16 protein-coding genes are annotated in these 20,440 nt (G+C 60.8%); 8 read left to right on the top strand and 8 right to left on the bottom strand.

The window, feature by feature from the left end; translation table 11 throughout:
- Window positions 1-122: 122 nt before the first annotated feature.
- Window positions 123-674 (bottom strand): hypothetical protein, encoded by a 552-nt coding sequence (locus tag VJ651_RS11760; protein ID WP_324107630.1) that lies wholly within the window; start codon window positions 672-674, stop codon window positions 123-125.
- Window positions 675-718: 44 nt separating this feature from the next.
- Window positions 719-1,669, bottom strand: coding sequence for an endonuclease (locus VJ651_RS11765; RefSeq protein ID WP_324107631.1), 951 nt, complete (start codon window positions 1,667-1,669; stop codon window positions 719-721).
- 113 nt (window positions 1,670-1,782) lie between these two features.
- Between VJ651_RS11765 and imuA the strand changes: the two genes are divergently transcribed.
- The 3 genes from imuA (at window position 1,783) to VJ651_RS11780 (ending at window position 4,615) form a co-directional block, all read left to right on the top strand.
- A complete protein-coding gene (imuA, locus tag VJ651_RS11770; RefSeq protein WP_324107632.1) occupies window positions 1,783-2,565 on the top strand; it encodes a translesion DNA synthesis-associated protein ImuA in 783 nt (260 codons plus the stop codon).
- Between the two features lie 17 nt (window positions 2,566-2,582).
- On the top strand, window positions 2,583-4,046 hold the full coding sequence (locus VJ651_RS11775) for a DNA polymerase Y family protein (protein ID WP_324107633.1): 1,464 nt from the start codon (window positions 2,583-2,585) through the stop codon (window positions 4,044-4,046).
- A gap of 122 nt (window positions 4,047-4,168) precedes the next feature.
- Window positions 4,169-4,615, top strand: coding sequence for a host attachment protein (locus VJ651_RS11780; RefSeq protein WP_324107634.1), 447 nt, complete (start codon window positions 4,169-4,171; stop codon window positions 4,613-4,615).
- A 39-nt stretch (window positions 4,616-4,654) separates the two neighbouring features.
- On the opposite strand, the gene VJ651_RS11785 is transcribed toward VJ651_RS11780, so the two are convergent.
- Together VJ651_RS11785 and VJ651_RS11790 are read right to left on the bottom strand one after the other, a co-directional pair.
- Window positions 4,655-5,464: an alpha/beta hydrolase family protein gene (locus tag VJ651_RS11785; RefSeq protein ID WP_324107635.1), complete on the bottom strand. Its 810-nt coding sequence runs from the start codon at window positions 5,462-5,464 to the stop codon at window positions 4,655-4,657.
- Window positions 5,451-6,614 carry a DUF3182 family protein gene (locus VJ651_RS11790; RefSeq protein ID WP_324107636.1) on the bottom strand — a complete coding sequence of 388 codons (1,164 nt, stop codon included), beginning with the start codon at window positions 6,612-6,614 and terminating at the stop codon, window positions 5,451-5,453. The genes VJ651_RS11785 and VJ651_RS11790 overlap by 14 nt, the downstream gene beginning before the upstream one ends.
- Before the next feature lie 300 nt (window positions 6,615-6,914).
- Here VJ651_RS11790 and VJ651_RS11795 point away from each other — a divergent pair, with 300 nt between their 5' ends.
- Both VJ651_RS11795 and VJ651_RS11800 read left to right on the top strand, forming a co-directional pair.
- Window positions 6,915-8,564 carry a VRR-NUC domain-containing protein gene (locus VJ651_RS11795; protein WP_324107637.1) on the top strand — a complete coding sequence of 550 codons (1,650 nt, stop codon included), beginning with the start codon at window positions 6,915-6,917 and terminating at the stop codon, window positions 8,562-8,564.
- Window positions 8,561-10,816 (top strand): ATP-dependent DNA helicase, encoded by a 2,256-nt coding sequence (locus VJ651_RS11800; protein WP_324107638.1) that lies wholly within the window; start codon window positions 8,561-8,563, stop codon window positions 10,814-10,816. Before VJ651_RS11795 ends, VJ651_RS11800 begins: the two co-directional genes overlap by 4 nt.
- On the opposite strand, the gene VJ651_RS11805 is transcribed toward VJ651_RS11800, so the two are convergent.
- The 3 genes from VJ651_RS11805 to VJ651_RS11815 form a co-directional block, all read right to left on the bottom strand.
- A complete protein-coding gene (locus VJ651_RS11805) occupies window positions 10,813-11,748 on the bottom strand; it encodes an MYG1 family protein (protein ID WP_324107639.1) in 936 nt (311 codons plus the stop codon). The genes VJ651_RS11800 and VJ651_RS11805 overlap by 4 nt on opposite strands.
- A 78-nt stretch (window positions 11,749-11,826) precedes the next feature.
- Window positions 11,827-14,472: a PEP/pyruvate-binding domain-containing protein gene (locus VJ651_RS11810; RefSeq protein WP_324107640.1), complete on the bottom strand. Its 2,646-nt coding sequence runs from the start codon at window positions 14,470-14,472 to the stop codon at window positions 11,827-11,829.
- Window positions 14,469-15,062 carry a helix-turn-helix domain-containing protein gene (locus VJ651_RS11815; RefSeq protein ID WP_324107641.1) on the bottom strand — a complete coding sequence of 198 codons (594 nt, stop codon included), beginning with the start codon at window positions 15,060-15,062 and terminating at the stop codon, window positions 14,469-14,471. The genes VJ651_RS11810 and VJ651_RS11815 overlap by 4 nt, the downstream gene beginning before the upstream one ends.
- Window positions 15,063-15,226: 164 nt before the next feature.
- On the opposite strand from VJ651_RS11815, the gene VJ651_RS11820 reads away from it, so the two are divergent.
- Window positions 15,227-15,814: an NAD(P)H-dependent oxidoreductase gene (locus tag VJ651_RS11820; protein WP_414691338.1), complete on the top strand. Its 588-nt coding sequence runs from the start codon at window positions 15,227-15,229 to the stop codon at window positions 15,812-15,814.
- 11 nt (window positions 15,815-15,825) lie between these two features.
- Complete coding sequence (locus VJ651_RS11825; RefSeq protein WP_324107642.1) at window positions 15,826-16,104, top strand: DUF4389 domain-containing protein; 279 nt, start codon at window positions 15,826-15,828, stop codon at window positions 16,102-16,104.
- Here the strand turns inward: VJ651_RS11825 and VJ651_RS11830 are convergent.
- Window positions 16,079-17,323, bottom strand: coding sequence for a polysaccharide pyruvyl transferase family protein (locus VJ651_RS11830; protein ID WP_324107643.1), 1,245 nt, complete (start codon window positions 17,321-17,323; stop codon window positions 16,079-16,081). The genes VJ651_RS11825 and VJ651_RS11830 overlap by 26 nt on opposite strands.
- A 176-nt stretch (window positions 17,324-17,499) precedes the next feature.
- On the opposite strand from VJ651_RS11830, the gene VJ651_RS11835 reads away from it, so the two are divergent.
- Complete coding sequence (locus VJ651_RS11835) at window positions 17,500-20,436, top strand: EAL domain-containing protein (protein ID WP_324107644.1); 2,937 nt, start codon at window positions 17,500-17,502, stop codon at window positions 20,434-20,436.
- The last annotated feature ends 4 nt before the right edge of the window (window positions 20,437-20,440 follow it).

A 20,440-nucleotide genomic window follows, 5' to 3' on the forward strand; every position in this document is an offset into this window, starting at 1 on the left:
TACGGCGATAGTTGATACGTTCCATTTATTGAAAAAATCATATCGTCACTGATATTTATCAATGTTTGGACAGGCACTTAACGCCCCTCGATTTCTCCAATTAGCCGTGCACTTGTTGACAACTATATTTTCTTGAGAGGAACCAGCATGAAATATTCAGTATTGCTCGCGGCGCTTGTCGCCACGTTGACACTAGGCGCGTGCGAAAAGAAAGGCGCGGACACTGCTGGCGCTGGCACGGGTGCGACCAGTTCGGGCAGCACCGCCGGAACCTCCAGCGGAACCGCGGGCTCGACCGGATCGACGGGTAGCACGACGGGCAGCGCCGCCGGCGGAACGGGCACCCCGGGAAGCACCAGCGAGAGCACGCCAGGTGCGGCTGGCGGCACCGGAAGCACTCCGGGTAGCGCTGCGGGATCGACCAGCACGACGCCTGGTTCAAGCAGCAGCGACACGGGTGGCGCAGCCGGCGGTTCGGCCGGAAGTTCGACCAGTGGAACGAGTGGCACGGCGGGAAGCACGACCGGCGGAACGAGTGGCGCGACCGGCACAACCGGCACGACGGGCGGCAGCACCGGTGGCACCAGTGGTACAAGCGACAGCACCACAGGTGGAACGAGCGGCAGCACGACCACGCCGGGCGGCACATCCAAGTAATCGGTCGGCCTGACCAAGTAGCGCAGCCGCGGTACTGCCCGGTTGCGCTGCTTTTACATCTTTACGCCTTTGGCCCTTCAGTTGGCCGCTTATCAAGTTTGCCGCGTTTGCCGCATTTGTCGCGCCTGGCAAGCGTGACCGGTTCGATGCGCAACTCGCCACGCAGCATCGGCTTGACAAGAATCTTGTAGGTATCGACATCGAAAGTGCGTTGTGCGGCACGGCTGATTTTCTGCGCACCTTTGGCCTGGTCGATGGAGCCGACATAGAACCAGTGATCGATGACGTGAGTCTGCTTCCAGCCGTCGCATTCTTCCACGATGCCCATGGGTCCGTCATAGGGCCAGATCACGATACGCATTTCCTCCAGCGCCGTCCTCAGGCGCAGATAGTGCGCATCAATGGATTCCGCACCGACGCACGCACCGAGGCAGCGTGAAATCTGGCGCGCAAAACAGGCCCGCCCGTGCGTTGCGGTTTCCAGCCCCGTCATCGCAGGACACAACATCTCCACATCGACAATCTCGCGCAGTTTTTCCAGTGCAGCCTTGCGTGTCGCAAACAAGCCGTACAGGTCGGCTGTTTTCGCGAAATCGTGATCGCGCGCATAAACGATATCGGGTGCCGACTTCATGTCCTGCCCCAGGTGCAGCGTGCACATCTCGCGCGTGCGGCGCAGCTTTTTGTTGTGCAAGGGTTGCAGTTCCTTGATCAGGCGCGACTCCAGCAGGAGTGCGCCGATATCACCGGCGGTGCGGCGAAATTCCACATAGCGGCTTGCCCGCAGCATGCGCGCTTCTTCCGGCGTGCGCAGGTGCGACAGCACGCGGCTGCGGATGTTGACACTCTTGCCAACGTACAGCGGCCTGTCCTGCTCATCGCGAAAAATGTAGATGCCCGGTTTTGACGGCAAGGCATCGAGGCTGGCGCGATCGATGTGATGCGGGTAGGCGAAGGTGTCGGCGGGATCGGGCTTGATCACCAGGCCGACGGAAGTAATGTGCGCTTGCATGAAATCTGTTCTTTACATTACGAATTTGTACTAAGAGACATCCTTGCAATACTGTATATTTATACAGTATAAATAACAGAATATATCCCAGAAAAAAGAACTAGGAGGTCCGGATGTCTGCTTTAGTTTCCACCATATCGAAGCCGGATGCGGCGATCCCCTTGCCGCATGCGGTCTGGCGCGCCGATCAAATGGGTTCGTATCAGGCTGCGGTCACTTCCACCGGTCATCGCGCGCTCGATGCTGAATTGCCCAATGGCGGTTGGCCGAGCGCGGTCCTGGTCGAATTGCTGTTGCAGCAAGCCGGGATTGGCGAGATGCATCTACTGCGCCCCGCCTTGCATTCCATTGCGAAAACCCGTCGCATCGCGCTGGTGCAGCCGCCCCATCTGCCGCAAGTCGCTGCCTGGACATCGTGGGGGCTGCCCGCCGATCGCCTGCTGTGGATCAGAACCACGCGCAGCGTCGATGCCTTGTGGTCGGCGGAACAGATCCTGCGCAACGGCAGTTGCGGCGCCTTGCTGTTCTGGCAATCGCATGTACGGAGCGAATCGCTGCGGCGCTTGCATCTAGCCGCGCAAGGCACGGAAATCCTGTTCTGGATGATGCGCCCGCTCGCCTGCGCACAGGATGCCTCGCCCGCGCCGCTGCGGCTGGCGCTGCGTCCTGCCAATGGCGGCATCGACGTCGAGATCGTCAAGCGGCGCGGCCCACGGCGGGATGAAGCGCTGCATCTGCGGCTGGACGAGATGCCGTTTTTTTCCTCCTCCATTTTCGGCCCTGCTCCTCGGAGTCTGGTTGAAAACCGCAGCGAACAAGCTGAATTCCGGCCGGGGAGCGCACGCGCACCAATAGTGCGTCGGGCATCGGAGGTCGAAAATCAGCTTGTGCAGTAGTTTTCAAGCAGACGCCCATGCGCACATGGATCGGCGTGCATCTGCCGCTGCTGCCTCTCGAAACGGTTCGTCCGTGCTGGTCCGATCCGGGCAGGCATGTCGTCGTCGATCGCGAACGCGTGCTGGTGATGAGCGCGCAAGCCGCTGCCGAAGGCGTGCGTATCGGCATGCGGCGCGGCGGCGTGCAAGCCATCTGCCCCGATGCGATCCTGCATGAGCATGACTCTGTGCGCGAGCAGGACGCCCTGAACAGCATCGCGCTGGCGCTGCTGCAATACACGCCGGAAGTTGCCTTCGCCGAAGAGGCCAGCCTGCTGCTCGACGTCACTGCCAGCCTGCGCGCATTCGACGGACGGCGCAAGCTATACCGATTGGTACGCGCCAGTGTCGGCGTACTCGGTTTCACGCCGCGCATCGGCATGGCGCCGACCGCGCAAGGTGCATGGCTGCTTGCGCGCCATCCCACGCGTTCGACATTGCGCCGCACGGTCCGCATGGAGAGCATGATGAGCTTGCTCGATGCCCTGCCCTGCATGCTGCTGCCGGCCCTCCGGCCGTATGACGAATGGCTGGAGGGCATCGGTTGCCGCACTCTGGGCGAACTGCGCAAGTTGCCGCGCGCGGGATTGCAGCGCCGCTGCGACAAGAACGTGCTCGATGCACTCGACCGCGCCTATGGGCAAGCGCCGGAATTGTTCGAATGGGTGCAGGCGCCGAAAAGCTTCTCCGCCAATCTGGAACTGCCCGACCGCATCGAACATGCGGAGGCCGTTCTGTTTGCCGCGCGCCGCCTGCTGCTGCAAATGACCGGCTGGCTGGTGGCGCAGCAATTGGCGGTGGCGCGCTTCGTGCTGTGGCTGCAGCATGAACGCGGCCGCAGCGCCATTGCGCCCACGCCGATCGAGATCGCGCTGGCGGATCCGGTGTGGCATGAAGAACACCTGACCCGTTTGCTGAAGGAACGGCTCGGCCGGCTTGAACTGTGCGCGCCGGTGATCGCGATACGCCTCGAAGCCGCGCAGGTATCGGCCATGCTGCCGCCTACCGAATCGCTGTTCCCCGATCCCGGCGGCACGCCTGCCGATTATCATCGTCTGCTGGAGCTGCTGACCGCGCGACTGGGTGAGCATAGCGTGTTGATCCCCTCGCCGCGCGCCGATCATCGACCGGAAATATGCAATGCCTGGGTTCCCGCTGCGGCGGTGACGCGCCCTGCGCCATCCGCGCCGCATCATGCGGAGCGCCCGTTCTGGATACTGGAAACGCCGATTGCGCTGATGGTGCGCGACCATCGCCCGTTTTACGGTTCGCCGCTGCGAATGATCAAAGGGCCGGAGCGGATTGAGTGCGGCTGGTGGGACGGAAAACTGGTGGTGCGCGATTATTTCATTGCGCAGGGACAAACGGCAACCTGCTACTGGATTTACCGGGAGCGGACAGGCGAGGAAATCTGCTGGTTCCTGCATGGCTTGTTTGCGTGAGCAATGCCAGTCTTCGCAGCAATGTTCCCGCGGATTTTCCGCATGCAATGAAACGTCGTTTTCGCCAGAACAAAGTTGCAGCCGCTTGGTCGAACATCCTTTATCTTTCGAAGGAGAAGCCTATGCAAACCACCTGGATTATTGCCGCGGACGAGCATCGCGCAAGGATCTTCGAAGTCGAGGGTGCGCAACAGGCCAATTTTCACGAGATCGAAGATTTCGTCAGCCCGGAAGGACGCATGCGCGAACAAGATCTGACCAGCGATGCGAAAGGACGCTATTCCGACAATAGCCGGCGTGTCGTCGGCCATACGGCCGAGCCCAATGTGTCCCAAGCGCAGCATCAGCAGGAACTCTTCGCCAAGCAGATCGGCGAATATCTGGACAAGGCACGCATGGAGCAGCGCTACGACAAGCTGCGCGTGATCGCCTTTTCAAAATTCCTCGGTATGCTGCGCAAGAACCTGAGCAAGGAGTCGCAGCAACTGGTCGAGGAAGAAGTATCAAAGGACATCACCTGGTTCGACGACAAGGAGATCGAGAACTACATCAAGACGCAGCTGCATTGATCCCGACAAAAAAATCTCCGGAATTTTGCGGGTGACGATTCATGCCGGACCGGGGGGCGCTTCCGGCAATGCGCTTCCCGGCATGGTCGTGCTCTGCGTCGGGGTATTGCCTTCCCGCTCGCCGAATACCATCTCGGTCATCCAGTTCACGAGCAAGGAAGTATAAGCGCGCTGGCTGCTTTCATCGGTCAGTCCGTGGTCGGCTCCCTTGATGACGCGGTAGGTGAGCGAGTGCGCGTGAATGCAGGCGTCGAGATAGCTGGAGATCACGGCGTGCGGTATCGTCTTGTCGAATTCCGATTCGATCACCAGCACGTCCCCCTTGAACGCCATGCAGGCCCGCAAGGCCCGGTTCTCCGCGGCGGGCACCAGGCTGCTGCGATAGGTGCCGAGATCCTGATCCCTGTGCAACTGACGCTTGGGTAACTCCCAGCCATTGTCCATGTACAGTGCCGGCACCCGCAAGGCCAGCCACTTCACCGAACGCATGGTCGTCAGAATCGCCGCGAGGTAGCCGCCGTAGCTGCTGCCGACGACAGCGATGGTCGACGGGTCCACGAAGCGATGGCTGGCCAGCACATCGTAGGCCGCCAGCACATCGCGCAGATTGCTCTCGCGCGACACCGTTTCATATTGCGGGCGAGTATTGCCATGCCCGCGCAGATCGAAGGTCAGGCAGACGCAACCCAGTGCCGCGATTTCCCGCGCCCGCGCCAGATACTGCTCCTGGCTGCCGCCCCAGCCATGCACGAACAGCACGCCCGGCAGGCGGGTCCTCGGCGAAACCATGGTTCCCGAAATATGTCCATCGTCGACAGCGATCCTGATTGCATCTTCAAGAGTTGGCATACGGTTCCAGCCTCGCATATTTCGTGATGGGGCCGACGCTTTCATCCACGCCCTGGAAATAGATGTCCGCATCGGCCGGCATCACACCGTCAGCCCCATAGATCTCCGTAGTCGATGCGCAGACTGCTTGCAGCGACGGATCGCCCCGAAACGCCTCGAAGGCCGCGACCTCGGCCCCGCTCGCGCCACCGATACGCCAGGATTGCTCCAGCACTCCGGACTGCCAGCGGCCATCTTCATCGATACCCTGGGCCACGTCATAATTACAACGCGAGGCGAACATCTCGGGAAAAGATTGCATGACCGCCGCATGGTATTGGCGTGCCTGCGCGATGGCCATCAGCATCTGGCGTTCCAGCTTCAACCCAAGCAGCGCATCGAAATCCCCGCGCGCCACGATCAGGCGCGAACCGCCGTACACCTCTTCGCCGGCATTGTTGACGGTCAGCTGCTGGGTGCCGCAATAGGTCACAAGTAAATCGTCCACGCGTACCTGGCCCACGCTCAGCGTCGACACCTCCGGCAGATTCCGCTCCAGCACCAGCCCGCAACGCGCCACTTCATCTGCATCGAGTGCCTGCAGCCGCGCGTCGAGTTTGTCCGCATCGGCAAGCACCCATTGCCCGAGTCCGCCGATCCCGCTCGCCATCTTCAGGCGCACCGCGCCCTGCTCCAGCAAGTGCCGGCCCGCGTTGCGCGCGTCCTCCAGTGAGAAGGCGGAAAACCCCGGCAGCACCACCTCCTGCATGCGCCGCGACAGCTCGCGCGACCAGCCATCCGGCGCCCGCGCATGCTCGCCATACAAGGGATGGGTAATGGTCTTGGTCGCGATGAACGGAAAAGGCACCACGCCACCGAACAAATCCTGCTCGCCGCGAACGCCGAGCCGATGCGCGTCCTCGAGCGTGAGAAAGGTATCGCTCGGCACAAAATACAAGGCAGCGGAATAATCGCGCGAAGCATCGTACTCGCCGGCAAACGCATACCCCTTGATGAACGCGAGCCTTTGCGCCAGGGCATGGTAAGTCGCACACTCGTGATCGCACAAACTTCGCTGCGCATTGCCGGGATAAACGACGACCAGCCCGACGCCGGATTGCGCGGCATCGCTCGCAGGCTGTCCGTCGAATGGATACACCGAACCCATCATTTCACCTCTACTGGCACCGAAGCAGTTTCGTCACAACAAGGCGTATGCTTGCCGTCCGCCATCTCTGAGTCGAAGCAAAAAACGCGCCGCGCGGAACCCGCGTTGGCCGGCTTGCTTTCTCGACATTGGCAGATTACAAGCTGTCGAACCAGCAAGTTGCGAAGCCGTCAGCGCTTCGCCATAATGCGTTACGGCATTGCCAGCCATCCCTGGGAAATGCAGCGCCCCTTCCCTCTTTCTGCACGCGAAAACGAGCTTGTCGAACGATCTCCAGATATCCGCCTGTAGCGATTTGCCACAATGATCAAGACACTCGACGATCCTTTTTACTATCTGCAAAATTTTCACCAGGTGATCAGGTGGATCAGCGAGCGTTACAGCGACTTGCTGACCGATGAGGAGCGCAGCTTTGTCGACATTTTCTCCGGCTTGCCACAGGCCTCGCGCGCGCTGCTTGTCAGGATGGTCATGCGAAAGGGGAACCTGTTCCGCGCCAGCAAATTGCGCTACGAGGAAATCGGCTGCACCCGCACCGCCGCGATACCTCTTGCCGAGCTTGGCTGGATCGACGATCGTCCCTTGCTCACGCTCGACGAAGTTTTCCATTTGCTGAACAAGGTCGAGATCGCCACTGCCTTCGGCGCCGCCCTGCCCGGCTTGCAGGCACGCAAGGCGGAGCAGCTCGAAGCGCTGCGCGAGAAATATGCCGAGAGCCGCCATTTCCACACCTGGCATGCCGGCATCGATGATTGCGCCTATCGCTTGCTGATCGGCCCGCTGTGCGACCGGCTGCGCCTCATGTTCTTCGGCAACCTGCATCAGGGCTGGACCGAATTCGTGCTCGCGGACCTGGGCATCTATCGCTACGAGAAGGTCGAGATCTCGGCATCGTCACGCGGATTCCGCGCGCGGGAGGATGTCGATACCTACATGCACCTGTCCGCGTGCCGCGAACGCTTCGAACAAGGCGAAGCGCCGGAAGATATTCTCGGGCAGATTCCCGGCGCGATTGCGGATAACGACTGGCTGGAGCGACGGCGCGGAAAATTGCTGTTTCAGATTGCGCAGCATTACGAACGCAGCGGCGAACTGGCGCAGGCGCTCGATATCTATTCCGCCTGCCCTTATCCCGGCGCCCGCCTGCGCGCGATCCGCGTGCTGGAGCGTTGCGAGCAATTCGACGCCGCTTTTTCCCTCGCCAGAACGGCCGAACAGATGCCGGAAGACGAAGCGGAAAGGCAGCAACTCCTGCGCATCCTGCCGCGTCTGCACCGCAAGCTCGGGCTGCCGAAAACCCCTGCGGCACCGGCCCGATCCGTGACGCGCGTCGAACTGGTCCTGCCGCCTCCCGAAGCTGAATATTCGGTCGAAATGCTGGCCGCCGCGCATCTCACGCATCATGACGCGCCGGTGCATTACGTGGAAAACACGCTGATCAATTCGCTCTTCGGCCTGCTCTGCTGGGAGGCCGTGTTCGCTGCCGTGCCGGGCGCTTTCTTCCATCCCTTCCATGCGGGGCCGGCCGATTTGCATAGTTCGGATTTCCATCGTCGCCGCGAGAAGGAATTTGCGGCCTGCCTCGCGCAGCTGGATACCGGAGAATACGTTCAGACGATCAACCGGCACTTCGCGGAAAAGGCAGGCATCCTGTCGCCCTTCGTGTTCTGGGACATACTGGACGCGGAGTTGAAGGACTTGGCGCTGGCTTGCATTCCCGCGATGCACTTGAAGAAATCCTTCCAGCGCATGCTGCTCGACATCAAAGCCAACCGCGCCGGCTTTCCCGACCTGATCCAGTTCTGGCCGCGCGAAAACCGCTATCGCATGATCGAGGTGAAAGGTCCGGGCGATCGCCTGCAGGACAACCAGATTCGCTGGCTGGACTACTGTACGGAGCATGACATGCCGGTCGCCGTCTGCTACGTCCGATGGGCGGATGAGGAAGCATGAAATACACCGTTGCCGTTCGCGAGCTGACCGAGTTCACTGCCAAGCAAGGCGATCTCGACCTGCGTTTCACGCCCTCGCCGTCGGCGCAGGAAGGCATCGCCGGCCATGCGGTCGTCACCGCGCGCCGCGCCGCCGGATACCAGACTGAAGTCAGCCTCAGCGGCGACTACCGGCATCTGACCGTGCGCGGCCGCGCCGATGGTTATGATCCGACGCGGAATCGGCTTGAAGAGATCAAGACCTTCCGGGGCGATCTCGAACGCATGCCGGCCAATCATCGCCATCTGCACTGGGCGCAGGTGAAGATGTACGGCTGGCTGATGTGCGACAAGCTCGGCCTGGAGGAAATGCGCTTGGCACTGGTGTATTTCGACATCGCGAGCCAGAAGGAAACGGTCATCGAGGAAACGCATTCGGCCACCGCCCTGAAGCAGTATTTCGAAGAACAATGCGGCCGGTTTCTGGCATGGGCCGAGCAGGAGCTGGCGCATCGCAACGCCAGCAATCAGGCATTGACGGCGCTGCGTTTCCCGCACGCGTCATTTCGTCCCGGCCAACGTCAACTGGCCGAAGCCGTGTACCGCGCGACGGCGACCGGCTGTTGCCTGATGGCCGAAGCGCCAACCGGCATCGGCAAGACCATCGGCACCTTGTTCCCGCTTCTGAAGGCCTGCCCCGGACAGGAGCTGGACAAGGTCTTTTATCTCGCCGCAAAAACCTCGGGCCGAGGCCTGGCGCTCGATGCGCTGAGCCTGATCAGGAAAAGCGAACCGGCGCTGCCGCTGCGCGTGCTGGAACTGATTGCGCGCGACAAGGCCTGCGAATATCCGGACAAGGCCTGTCATGGCGAATCCTGCCCGCTGGCGAAAGGCTTCTACGATCGCCTTCCGCAGGCGCGTTCCGCCGCGCTTGTCCATGGCGCGATGGGCAAGGAAGCGCTGCGCACGGTCGCGCTCGAACACCAGGTCTGCCCCTACTACCTGAGCCAGGAACTGGCGCGCTGGAGCGACGTGGTGGTGGGCGACTACAACTATTATTTCGACACCAGCGCGATGCTGTACGGCCTGACGACAGCCAATCAGTGGCGCGTCGGCGTGCTGGTGGACGAAGCGCACAATCTGATCGATCGCTCGCGCAAGATGTACACCGCAGAGCTGGATCAGACCGAGATTCATTTTCTTCGGCAGTCCGCTCCCGCTGCGCTCAAGAAAAGCCTGGACCGTTTGAATCGCGCATGGAATGCATTGCACCGGGATCAGGAGGAAGCGTACCGGGTTTATCCGGAGATTCCATTGAAATTCACGACGGCCATGCAGCAAGTCATCGCCGACATCACCGACTTCATGGCCGAGAATCCGACGCATGTGGACAGCAAGCTGCAGCGATTCTATTTCGACGCCTTGCAGTTCTCGCGCCTGGCCGAGACCTTCGATATGCACTCGCTGTTCGATATCACGCTGAAGGCAGACTCGCGGCGTGCCGATTCGATGCTCTGCATCCGGAACATTATCCCGGCCCCTTTTCTCGGCCCGCGCTTTGAAGCCGCACGTTCGGTCACACTGTTTTCCGCCACCTTGAGCCCCTGGCATTTCTATTGCGATACGCTGGGCCTGCCGGAAAATACCGTGTGCGTCGACGTCGAATCGCCGTTTCGCGCGGAGCAATTGTCGGTTCGCGTGATCGGCAAGGTCTCCACGCGCTATCAGCACCGTGAAGAATCGCTGTCGCCCATCGCCGACTTGATGGCGCGGCAATACGAAGCCAAGCCGGGCAATTACCTGGCCTTCTTCAGTAGCTTCGATTACCTGCAAAAGGTGCTTGAACTGTTCAAGGTGCGTTATCCGCAGATCACGGCGTGGGAGCAATCGCGACGCATGGAAGAAACCGAGCGCGAGCAATTTCTCGCCCGCTTTACGCCGGTCAGCCAGGGTATCGGCTTCGCCGTGCTGGGCGGTCCTTTCGCCGAGGGCATCGACCTGCCCGGCGAACGACTGGTGGGCGCGTTCATCGCGACGCTGGGCCTGCCGCAACTGAATCCCGTCAACGAACAGATCAAGGAGCGCATGGGCGCGGCATTCGGCGCCGGCTATGACTATACCTATCTGTTCCCCGGTATCCAGAAAGTGGTGCAGGCGGCCGGGCGCGTCATCCGCACCCAGCAGGATCGCGGCGTGGTCTACCTGATCGACGATCGCTTTGGCCGGCCGAATGTGCGGCGCCTGCTGCCTGCGTGGTGGAAGGTGGAGAGTTAATCGAGAAGCGCCAGCCGCGCCATCTGCAATGCGCCCTCAAAGGACCTGGCCGCCGCAATGAAGCGGCCGTTGTGGCAGAAGACGGCATCGGGCACCCCGGTCGCGGCAGCGAGTTCCGCATCCTGCAAGCCCGCCCACACTGCAGGCAGATCCTTGCGTGCTTCGAAACTGTCCTGCGCTGCCGGCACAGTGTGCAGCATGTAGCGCTGTTCCGCGATGCTGTAGCTGAGCACGAACAAGACGTTCGGCATTTCATTGCGCACGATGGTGGCCCAGGGCATGGCGCTGTTCTGCAGGAAGAGCAGCCTGCCGTTTTCAAGCAGCTCCGCATTGCGCACCTGATCCGCTGCATGCAAGGCGCCGACCCGGTACTTGACCGCGTTGATCAGGATGTCTGTCATGAATTCCATGCCGCGCCGAAACTGTGTCTGGCGCAATTCTTCGGCCGCTTCCACGCTGCCGGCGTGCTGCTCGTCGAGCCAGGTGGGATTGAATCCGGAAATCACTGCCGACAAGCCATAGCCGCCGGGCGCATTTTTCGCCGCGCCGGTGTCCGACATGTCGAGGTATTGCACCAGGTCGGCGTCAATGGCGTAGGCCATGTCGCGCGCTTGCTCCTCGGTAATCGCATGGCCGGCATGGATTTCCGCGATCAGGGCCACGCAACGCGGACCATGCGTTCTCCACACCAGGCCGGCGCTGGCATACACCACGCCCGACTGACGCGCGCCGGCAAATCCTTTCTGGTGATGGTCGAAGCGCCCAGTTTGCGGATCCCAAATGCCGCCGACATCGACGGCAAAATCCGCTTGCCGGATCAACTCGGGGTCGCGCGTGCGAATAAGCGTGCAACCGGGAAAAATCAGTTCGAGGACGGCAACCGCCCATACGTCGTCGGCGTGAAACTTGCCTGAATGTGTCGCGATAATCATGGAAGGACCAAGGTTGGAAGTGTCGGCATTGTATTCCGATATGCCCGATTTGATCCTCGCCGTCCAGATGGTTCCGCCTCAATCCTTCCCGGTTTGCGCATGCAGCAAGCGCACGCGGCCGGTACCGCCGTCGACTTCCAGCATGTCGCCATCCCGCACCTTGCCCAGAATCCCCGGCAGGTTGACCACCGCCGGCAGCGCGAATTCGCGCGCCACGATTGCGCCGTGCGAGAGGTAGCCGCCAGTTTCCATCACCAGTCCGCCGGCCTTGAGGAAGAGCGGCGTCCATGCCGGGTCGGTCGAGGGCGCCACCAGGATTTCACCTGGCCTAAGACGCGTTCCCTCGGCAGGATGGAGAATGACGCGCGCAACTCCGCGTGCAACGCCGGCGCCGACGGCCACACCGATCCATCCATCGCCCGCATGCGGCTTCGGTGTCTCAACGGGAGCGGCGATGCCGCCCTCGTAGATCACGTCCGGCGCATGATGCGTTTCCCAATGTGCGCGGAGGGCAAGGCGGTCGGCAACACGCGCGGCAATGCCGGCAGGTGGAATCTGCCCGGAAAGCGCACGGCCGGTTTCACTAAGGGTCAATTCGCACACATGCTCGGCCTGCGAAAGCGCCCCCGCCTCGACCAGCTTGCGTCCGATTTGCAGGAACAGCGGGCGCAATCCGTCCGACAGCGCCATCAGCGAACTGCGCGCCAATTCACGTTGACTGCCTTCGCGCGCGGCTGCCGCCACCAGCGACTTCAAACCGAGCCGCGCATACCACGGCAACGTCGCCCGAACCGTACGCCAGGCATCGGCTTGTGCCTGCTGCTGGCGCGCACGCACTGCCGCGATATCCATCTCCATGAGGCTGGCGATGTTGTCGAGCAAATAGCCTGGCGCCTCGTGCCAGCGCGGCTGCCGCCAGTAGCTCTCGTAGACCGCTCGATGGCCGTATTTGTCGAGGAATTCCGCGAAGCGGCGCCGAAACGGATGTTCCTGAGGCCATTGACACCACGCATCGTCGCCCCGCATCGGATCGGTCAACCAGGCGCGCGTTGCCGGATCGGAAGAAGCAAATTCCGCAATCGACATCAGCTCGTAGCCCTGTTGCGCGGTAACACTGGGCGCACCGCCGGCCAGCAAGGCAGCCGCCAGTGCATGCGACTGGCCGGGAACATGCTTGTCGAGCTTTTGCGTCAGCATCGATATCGTGCCACCGGGAGCTTGCAGCAGTGCCAGCTCACTCTGGGCGCCCATTATCCGGGCGCGGGAGAAAAGCAGATCGCGGCACACACCCGCATCCTCTGGCAGCGGTGTCTGCTTCCAGCTGCGTGCATGCGCTCGCGCGGCATCGGCGAAATGCTGCGCATTGCGGTGAATGGCGATCGTGTTACGCAGGTACCTGACGAAAAGCGGGATGCGGCGCAGCTTGTCCCGCAGGCGCTCGGGCGGCACACGAATTTCCGGCTGATGACCGCCCGCCATCTGGTTGACGAGCTTGGGTGCCACGCCGAAGCCGTCCCATGCCTCCCACATGATCAGCGACAGGTTCAGGTAGAGCCGGCCGTTGTACAAGGCGGCGCGCTGCGCTCCGGGCAGCAAGGGATAACCGGCACGACGATAGCCCTGATCGAGAATCGCATTGACCAGCCGCCGAGTGGTGCTCCAGTCGAGTGCCGACTGCGGCAGCGGCATCACGTCGCGCGTATTGCCGTTCGACCAGATCGTCGGCTGATCGGCGATCGCGGCATAGGTGTTGCGCGCCATGGCGGTGACCGGGCGCGCCTGCACGATCCAGAAGCGTGCGCCATCCCAGACCCACTCGACGTCGTAGAAAGGCCGTCCGAAATCGAGTGCAAAGCCGGCGTCGCGCACCAGTTCGCCCAGTTCCACCGCCTGCGCATCGCTCAGGACCGATTGCGACCGATCCGCGAAAGCGGTATCCACGGTGTGCGTTCCGCCCTCTTTCTTCAACATCGTGCGGCGCGCCTTGCCGCCGATGCGTCTCTCGACCAATTTGAGTTGCGTGTCGAGCGGATCTTCCTGCAGGCGGTATTCATCGCCGTCCGCTTCACCGGCCACCAGCGATTCGCCCAAGCCCCAGTGCGCATGCAGGATGAACTGGTCGTCGCGCCCGCTGCGCGGATCGCAGCTGAAGGCTATACCGGCGGCTTTGGCGGGCAACAGCGGCATGATCACGACGGCCATCGCGGCCTCGTTCGCCGGAATGTCGAAGCGCCGCCGATAGGCATCGGCCTGTGGTGTCCACAGCGAAGCCCAGACCTCGCGCACTGCGGCGATCAATGCATCCAATCCGCAAACGTTCAGGCGCGAAAGATGGATGCCGGCGAACGACGCCTTCTCGGAATCCTCGGTGGTGGCGGATGAGCGTACCGCGAGGGGCACGTCGCTCCAGCCGCGCCTCTCCAGTTCCTGCTGCAAGAGCACTCTCAGTTCTTCCGGAAAGGGGCATGCCTCAATCTCGGCACGGCATTGCGCAAGAATGCCATCTGCAAGCGGCGCGTCGGCGACAAGCGCAAGCCGCTCGGCGATACCCGCAGCCTCCATCACCGCGCGGCAGATCGCTGCCGGGATGACAAAACCATCGGGCACCGGCAATCCATACCGCGCCAGCAAGCCGAGTTGCCAGCCTTTTCCACCGGCCTCCTGCCGGTTCGCGGCGGCGGCTTTCCAGTCCAGCATGACGGGGAGCTCGAAAGGCGCGTTCATGCTGCATCCTTCCCGGCACCGGTCAGAAATAGATCGAGCATGGTCATGAGTTCATCCTCCAGTGTGGTGTCCGGCATCGCCACCCAGCGTGTAATCGCCGCCAGATACAGATATTGAAAATAATGGACCAGCGTCGCGGTATCGCGGTCGTCGCGCAGGCGACCGGCCCGCTGTGCGTCACCGATCAGCATGGTGAAAACGGCTTCCAGGCCGCTGCGTTCCTCCGGAGAGCGGCTCGACTGGCTGAGGCGGTAATGCAGATAGTGAGGCCAGTACTGACGGTGTCGTTCCGCCCATGTTGCGGCATGCCGCAACACCAGCCTTATGCGCTCGATGACATCCGGCGTGCGGTTCAACCTGGCTCCGATTTTCGGCGCCCCGGCGGCAATCTGCTGATGGAAATAATGGCGAAGCAGCGCTTCCTTGACCGGAAAATGGTTGTACAGCGTGCCCTTGGCCACATCCGCGGCTGCGGCAATCTGCTCCATGGTGACGGCTTCGTAGCCATGTGCTTCGAACAATTCGACTGCCTTTTCTGTCAGCAGATCGGCGGTTTGCTGGCGCTTTCGTTCACGTCGGCCGAGGGTCATGTCCATCGCAGGTTCACTCATATTATTGAACGTCGTTCAATTTTATTCTTCGTTCAAAAATAGTGCAAGCGAGCCGATTTCGTCAGGCCGGGCAACTTGCGGTGGATCAAGGAACTCGCCGGCCCCGTGTGCCAGCCTTTCAGTACATTCTTACGGGAGCGATCATGGGCAAACGCATTCTCCTGCTGCAGGGCCACCCGGATGCCGGCAAGCATCATTTCTGCCATGCGCTTGAAGAAGCCTACGCCGACGGTGCCCGCTGGGCCGGCCACGAGCTTCAGCGCATTCATGTCGCGACGCTCGACTTTCCTCTATTGCGCAGCCAGGAGGAATGGGAGCACGGCAAGTTGCCAGCCGGCCTGACCGAGGCGCAGGCGGCGATCAAATGGTGCGAGCACATGGTGCTGTTTTTCCCGCTGTGGCTGGGCGACATGCCGGCACTGCTCAAGGCTTTTCTGGAACAAGTTGCCCGCCCCGGTTTTGCCTTCTCGGGCGAAGGCAAGAATCCGCTGGCCCATAAGGGATTGACCGGCCGCTCCGCTCGGGTAGTGGTGACCATGGGCATGCCGGCCGCGGTGTATCGCTGGTATTTCCGTGCACACAGCGTCAAGTCGCTTGAACGCAATATTCTCGGCTTTGTCGGCATTGCGCCGATCCGCGAAACCCTGATCGGCATGACCGGCGACCTGCACCCGGAAGCTGCCGCCAATTGGCTCAACCGGCTGCAGAAGCTCGGCCGCATGGCCGCATAGAAAGGATCATCATGGCTCAGCATCACATCATCACGACCGAGGACCGCAACATTCTCGTGCGCGGACTCTTCATGCTGCTACTGGCCTTTGTCTATCAGTTGTCCGGCACGGTGCTGTTCTGCGTCGCTGTCATCCAGTTCCTGTTTGCGGCCCTGAATGGTGCGCCGAATGCGCGCCTGCTCGCATTCGGTCACAACCTGTCCACTTACCTCCGACAGATTGCGCGCTTTCTGACCTTTTCCTCGGAAGACTTGCCGTTTCCGTTCAGCGATTGGCCGTCGGGCGATTGACGTCATTCAGCCGGGCATGGATGGCACCGAATCCCTCGCGATAGCATGCCGCCAGCTGTAGGGCCGCATCCCGAAGCGGTTTCCGGTCCGCGGCCAGTGCCGACCCCGTTGCGTGCGCGATGTCCTCCACGCCGACGGCGGACGGCATGCCGGGCACGTCCCAGGTGGAAATGAACGCCTCCTGCTTGGAGGCGCCCGGTGCTTGCGCGGCATGCCGCAGAGTGATGCGCGGCAGGGCGCAAGCCATGGCGACAATTCTGCCGTGCAGACTGCTGCCGACATAGGCGGAACCGGCGGCGATCAGCGCGCAGATATCCCATAGCGACAGCGAGCCAAACAGATGGACCGCCGAAGTGCGCATGCGTTCCGCCACGCGCTGATAGCAGGACACATCGTCATGCCAGGGTGCGGCGCCGGCACGGAAAAACACAATGCCCTTCCCGCTTGCCTGCGCAAAACGATCGAGCTGCGCAGCGATCGTCGCGAGCGTTTCGTCGTCGCCAAACTCGGTGCTGAACTGCACGGCAAGATAGCCCTTCGGGAAGGCGGACCGCACGCGGGCAACTTCCCCCGTTCGCACATGCTCCCGGATTGTTTCGCCGAACAATTCGGCCACCATCACCGCCGGATCGGGAATGAGCCTTGCAGCGATGCCGGCCTCATGCAAGCCGTCTTGCGTGCGCTTGTCGCGCACGGTAACTTCATCGGCCGCCCCGAGATTGACCAGCACCTCGGCCTGCATCGCCGGATCGCACTCCTGCAGACCCACGCCACCGACAGCGTTATAGATGACATTGGCAGCATGGGGAAACATTCCGCGTGACACGGTGTACGGCGCCAGTGCGGCGATCCCCAACTGCGCACGCGCCCATTCGAGTGCTTCGCGAGGATGACGATCTAGACGCTGGATGACGGCGTGCGCCTGATCCGGCGGCAGCAGCATCGCGGCCGCCTGCCACGCGTTGCAGGTCAGAAGCTCGCCGCCGGCATGGACGATGTCGGCCGGCCGTTCGCGATAAGCTGCAGCAAGTTGCGCGAGTGACTGTACAAGATGTCCGCCATGACAGCGCATGTCGCGCTCGGCCAGACCGGCAAATATCAGGCGCTTCCCGTCCAGCAATTTCGCAGCGATATGCGGAAACAACAGGTCGCCGAAGTTATGGCGGTCGAACGCACCAAACAAAATCACCGGAAGGTCGCTTGCCATATCCTCAGTCATGCCCCCTCGCCGGATTCGATGCGGCAGCAGTTCGACAATTCGCGGCAGGAAAAATCAGGTGAAGAATTCGCATGTCGCACCGATCCGCATGCCATAACAACCGCGCAAAAATAACATTTGGCGCATTTCATTGTCTCACCAACTGGCGACCGATCGCATGAAAGATGACCACGTTCTTGACACGCCTCCTCGCAGTTGCATTTCTTGTCTTGCCGATACTGACGCAAGCTGCCGCGCTGCGGGTCGTCACCGATGACAATTATCCGCCCTATCTGTATCGAAACTCCAATGGCGACGTGGAAGGCTACGTCGCTGACATCTGGAAATTGTGGGAACAAAAAACCGGCATCAAGGTGGAATTGACGGCGACCAACTGGGCGGACGCCCAGCGCCAATTGCTGGAGGGGAAAGCCGATGTCATCGACATGATTTTCCGCACACCGAAGCGGGAGCCCCTGTACGATTTTTCGGAACCCTATGCAAGCTTGCCGGTGGCAATCTATGTCGACTCTTCCATCGCCGGCATACACAATATCGCGGACCTGAAGGGCTTCGAAGTCGGTGTCCAGCGTGGCGACGCCTGTGTGGAAAAATTGCAGACCGCCGGCATTTCCAGCCTTCGATTGTTTGCCAATTACAGCACGCTGATCTCCGCCGCCTCCGCTCAGGAGATCAAGATATTCTGCCTCGACGAATATCCCGCCAACTACTACCTGTACCGCTTCGGGAAGCAGAAACAATTCATCAAGGCATTCGATATTTACAAGGAGGAGTTTCGCTGGGCGGTCAGGAAAGGGAATGCCGAGATCTACAAACTTGTCGAGCAAGGCATGACGCGCATCAGCGCAGAAGAGAAAAAAGCGCTGAAAAAGAAGTGGCTGGGCCAGGCGGCACCGTTCTCGCAATACTCGGAATATGCCGGCATCTTCCGCAAGATCCTGGCAGTCCTGTCCGTCGCCGTCGTCGTCCTGGTCATCTGGCTCAAGTCCTTGCAGAAGGCCGTCGAAAAACGCACCAGGGAACTCGAACGGGAGCGAGCCCACTTGCACACGCTGGTGGAGAATAGTCCCGACCTCGTTTGGCTGAAAGACGTCAACGGAGCCTACCTGACCTGCAATCCGAAAGTGGCCAGACTGTTTGGCAAGCCATGCGAGGAAATCATCGGCAAGACAGACTTCGAATTCTTCAATCATCAATCGGCGGAATTTTTTCGCACCAACGACCTCCTTGCGCTGAAAGCCGAACAACCCAGGGCTCATGAATCATGGGTGACCTACCCTGACAACGGCGAGACACGGCTGATCGAAATCCTCAAGACACCGGTGTTGAAGCCGAATGGCGAGGTGCTCGGCGTGCTTGGTGTGGGGCGCGACATTACCGAGCGCAAGCGGGACGAAGAGAAACTCCGCGAGCAGGACGAACTGCTCAGGCAAATGAGCGCGATGGCCCGCATCGGCGCCTGGGAGATCGATCCCGCAACCGGGCAAGCGACCTGGACCGACGAAGTTGCGCTCATTGTTGACGCTGTCCCCAGAGCGGAAACCGATTTGTCCTGTGCACTCGGTTTCTTTCATGGCGAGAATCGTTCGATAATCGAAGCGGCGGTCAATGCGGCGATTGCCCATGGCACGCCCTGTGACCTCGAACTGGAACTGGTCAGCGCTGCCGGCAAGCACAAATGGATCCGCACGATTTGCCGTCCGATTGTTGTCGACGGAAAGGTAATCAAGCTGCGCGGTGCCATTCAGGACATCACCGATCAGAAGCTGAAGGATGAATTGATCTGGAAGCAGAACAACTTCGATGCGCTGACCGGCTTGCCGAACCGGGGCCTATTTCTTGACCGGCTCGAACAGGAAATCAAGAAGGCGCTCAGAACCGGCAAATCGCTGGCCTTGATGTTCATCGATCTGGACCGTTTCAAGGGAATCAACGACACCCTGGGGCATGCCAAGGGCGATGCGCTGCTGGTCGAGGCAACCCGACGCATCACAAAGTGCGTACGCGAGACCGACACCGTAGCGCGCCTGGGTGGCGACGAATTCACGATCATCATGAGTGAATTGGATAAGCGGCCGCAGCTTGAGAGAGTCGCGCAGAATCTTATCCAGGTCTTGTCGACCCCGTTCGATCTCGGTGACGGCGACATCGGCTACGTGTCCGGCAGCGTTGGTATCACCTTGTATCCGGACGATGGCGACGACATCGAAACCCTGATGAAAAACGCCGAGCAAGCCATGTACCTGGCCAAAAAGGAAGGACGCAACCGCTTCAGCTATTTCACGCATTCGTTGCAGAAGGAGGCGCGGGGCAAACTCTTGCTGACCAATGAATTGCGGCAGGCGCTGGCCCGCAATGAACTGCATGTCTATTGCCAGCCTATCGTCGACACCAGGACCGGACGGATCACCAAGGCGGAAGCCTTGCTGCGCTGGAAACATCCTCTGAAAGGCATGATCGGCCCGGCCATCTTCATACCCCTGGCCGAGGAATCGGGCCTGATCATGGAGATCGGAGAATGGGTTTTCAAGGAAGCGATCTCGATTATCGAACGATGGCACAAGAAATTCGGCATCATCATTCAGCTAAGCGTGAACAAGTCCCCGGTGCAATTCGAAAAAGCGGATCATCACGCGTGGCTGGACAGACTCGTCCAATCCGGCCTCCCCGCCAGCTGCATCACGGTCGAGATCACCGAGGGTCTGCTCATCAATGATTCGGACAAGGTCAAGGCTCGCTTGAATGAATTCCAGGATAGGGGCGTAGAAGTGTCGATCGACGATTTCGGGACGGGGTTTTCAGCGCTTTCCTATCTCAAGTTGTTCAATATCGATTATCTCAAGATCGACAAATCCTTTATCAGCAACCTTACCGAAGACGAAAGCGACAAGGCGCTGACCGAGGCCATCATTGTCATGGCGCACAAACTGGGCATCAAGGCCATCGCGGAAGGCGTCGAAACCGAGGCGCAGCGTGACGCCCTGATCGCCTTTGATTGCGATTACATCCAGGGCTATTTGTATTCGCCGCCGATTCCGCTGGAAGAATTCGAAACACTGCTGGAAAATCAGGACCTCGGAGAGCGCACGCGCATCGAGCAAGGCTGCAAGTAGCCCG

It is taken from the genome of Noviherbaspirillum sp. (genome assembly GCF_035254865.1).
GTDB lineage: Bacteria > Pseudomonadota > Gammaproteobacteria > Burkholderiales > Burkholderiaceae_D > Noviherbaspirillum.

Excerpts from the sequence above, each read along its gene's own strand:
- VJ651_RS11765 (WP_324107631.1), bottom strand. The coding sequence starts at position 1,669 with ATGCAAGCGCACATTACTTCCGTCGGCCTGGTGATCAAGCCCGATCCC.
- imuA (WP_324107632.1), top strand. The coding sequence starts at position 1,783 with ATGTCTGCTTTAGTTTCCACCATATCGAAGCCGGATGCGGCGATCCCC.
- VJ651_RS11775 (WP_324107633.1), top strand. The coding sequence starts at position 2,583 with ATGCGCACATGGATCGGCGTGCATCTGCCGCTGCTGCCTCTCGAAACG.
- VJ651_RS11780 (WP_324107634.1), top strand. The coding sequence starts at position 4,169 with ATGCAAACCACCTGGATTATTGCCGCGGACGAGCATCGCGCAAGGATC.
- VJ651_RS11785 (WP_324107635.1), bottom strand. The coding sequence starts at position 5,464 with ATGCCAACTCTTGAAGATGCAATCAGGATCGCTGTCGACGATGGACAT.
- VJ651_RS11790 (WP_324107636.1), bottom strand. The coding sequence starts at position 6,614 with ATGATGGGTTCGGTGTATCCATTCGACGGACAGCCTGCGAGCGATGCC.
- VJ651_RS11795 (WP_324107637.1), top strand. The coding sequence starts at position 6,915 with ATGATCAAGACACTCGACGATCCTTTTTACTATCTGCAAAATTTTCAC.
- VJ651_RS11800 (WP_324107638.1), top strand. The coding sequence starts at position 8,561 with ATGAAATACACCGTTGCCGTTCGCGAGCTGACCGAGTTCACTGCCAAG.
- VJ651_RS11805 (WP_324107639.1), bottom strand. The coding sequence starts at position 11,748 with ATGATTATCGCGACACATTCAGGCAAGTTTCACGCCGACGACGTATGG.
- VJ651_RS11810 (WP_324107640.1), bottom strand. The coding sequence starts at position 14,472 with ATGAACGCGCCTTTCGAGCTCCCCGTCATGCTGGACTGGAAAGCCGCC.
- VJ651_RS11815 (WP_324107641.1), bottom strand. The coding sequence starts at position 15,062 with ATGACCCTCGGCCGACGTGAACGAAAGCGCCAGCAAACCGCCGATCTG.
- VJ651_RS11820 (WP_414691338.1), top strand. The coding sequence starts at position 15,227 with ATGGGCAAACGCATTCTCCTGCTGCAGGGCCACCCGGATGCCGGCAAG.
- VJ651_RS11825 (WP_324107642.1), top strand. The coding sequence starts at position 15,826 with ATGGCTCAGCATCACATCATCACGACCGAGGACCGCAACATTCTCGTG.
- VJ651_RS11830 (WP_324107643.1), bottom strand. The coding sequence starts at position 17,323 with ATGACTGAGGATATGGCAAGCGACCTTCCGGTGATTTTGTTTGGTGCG.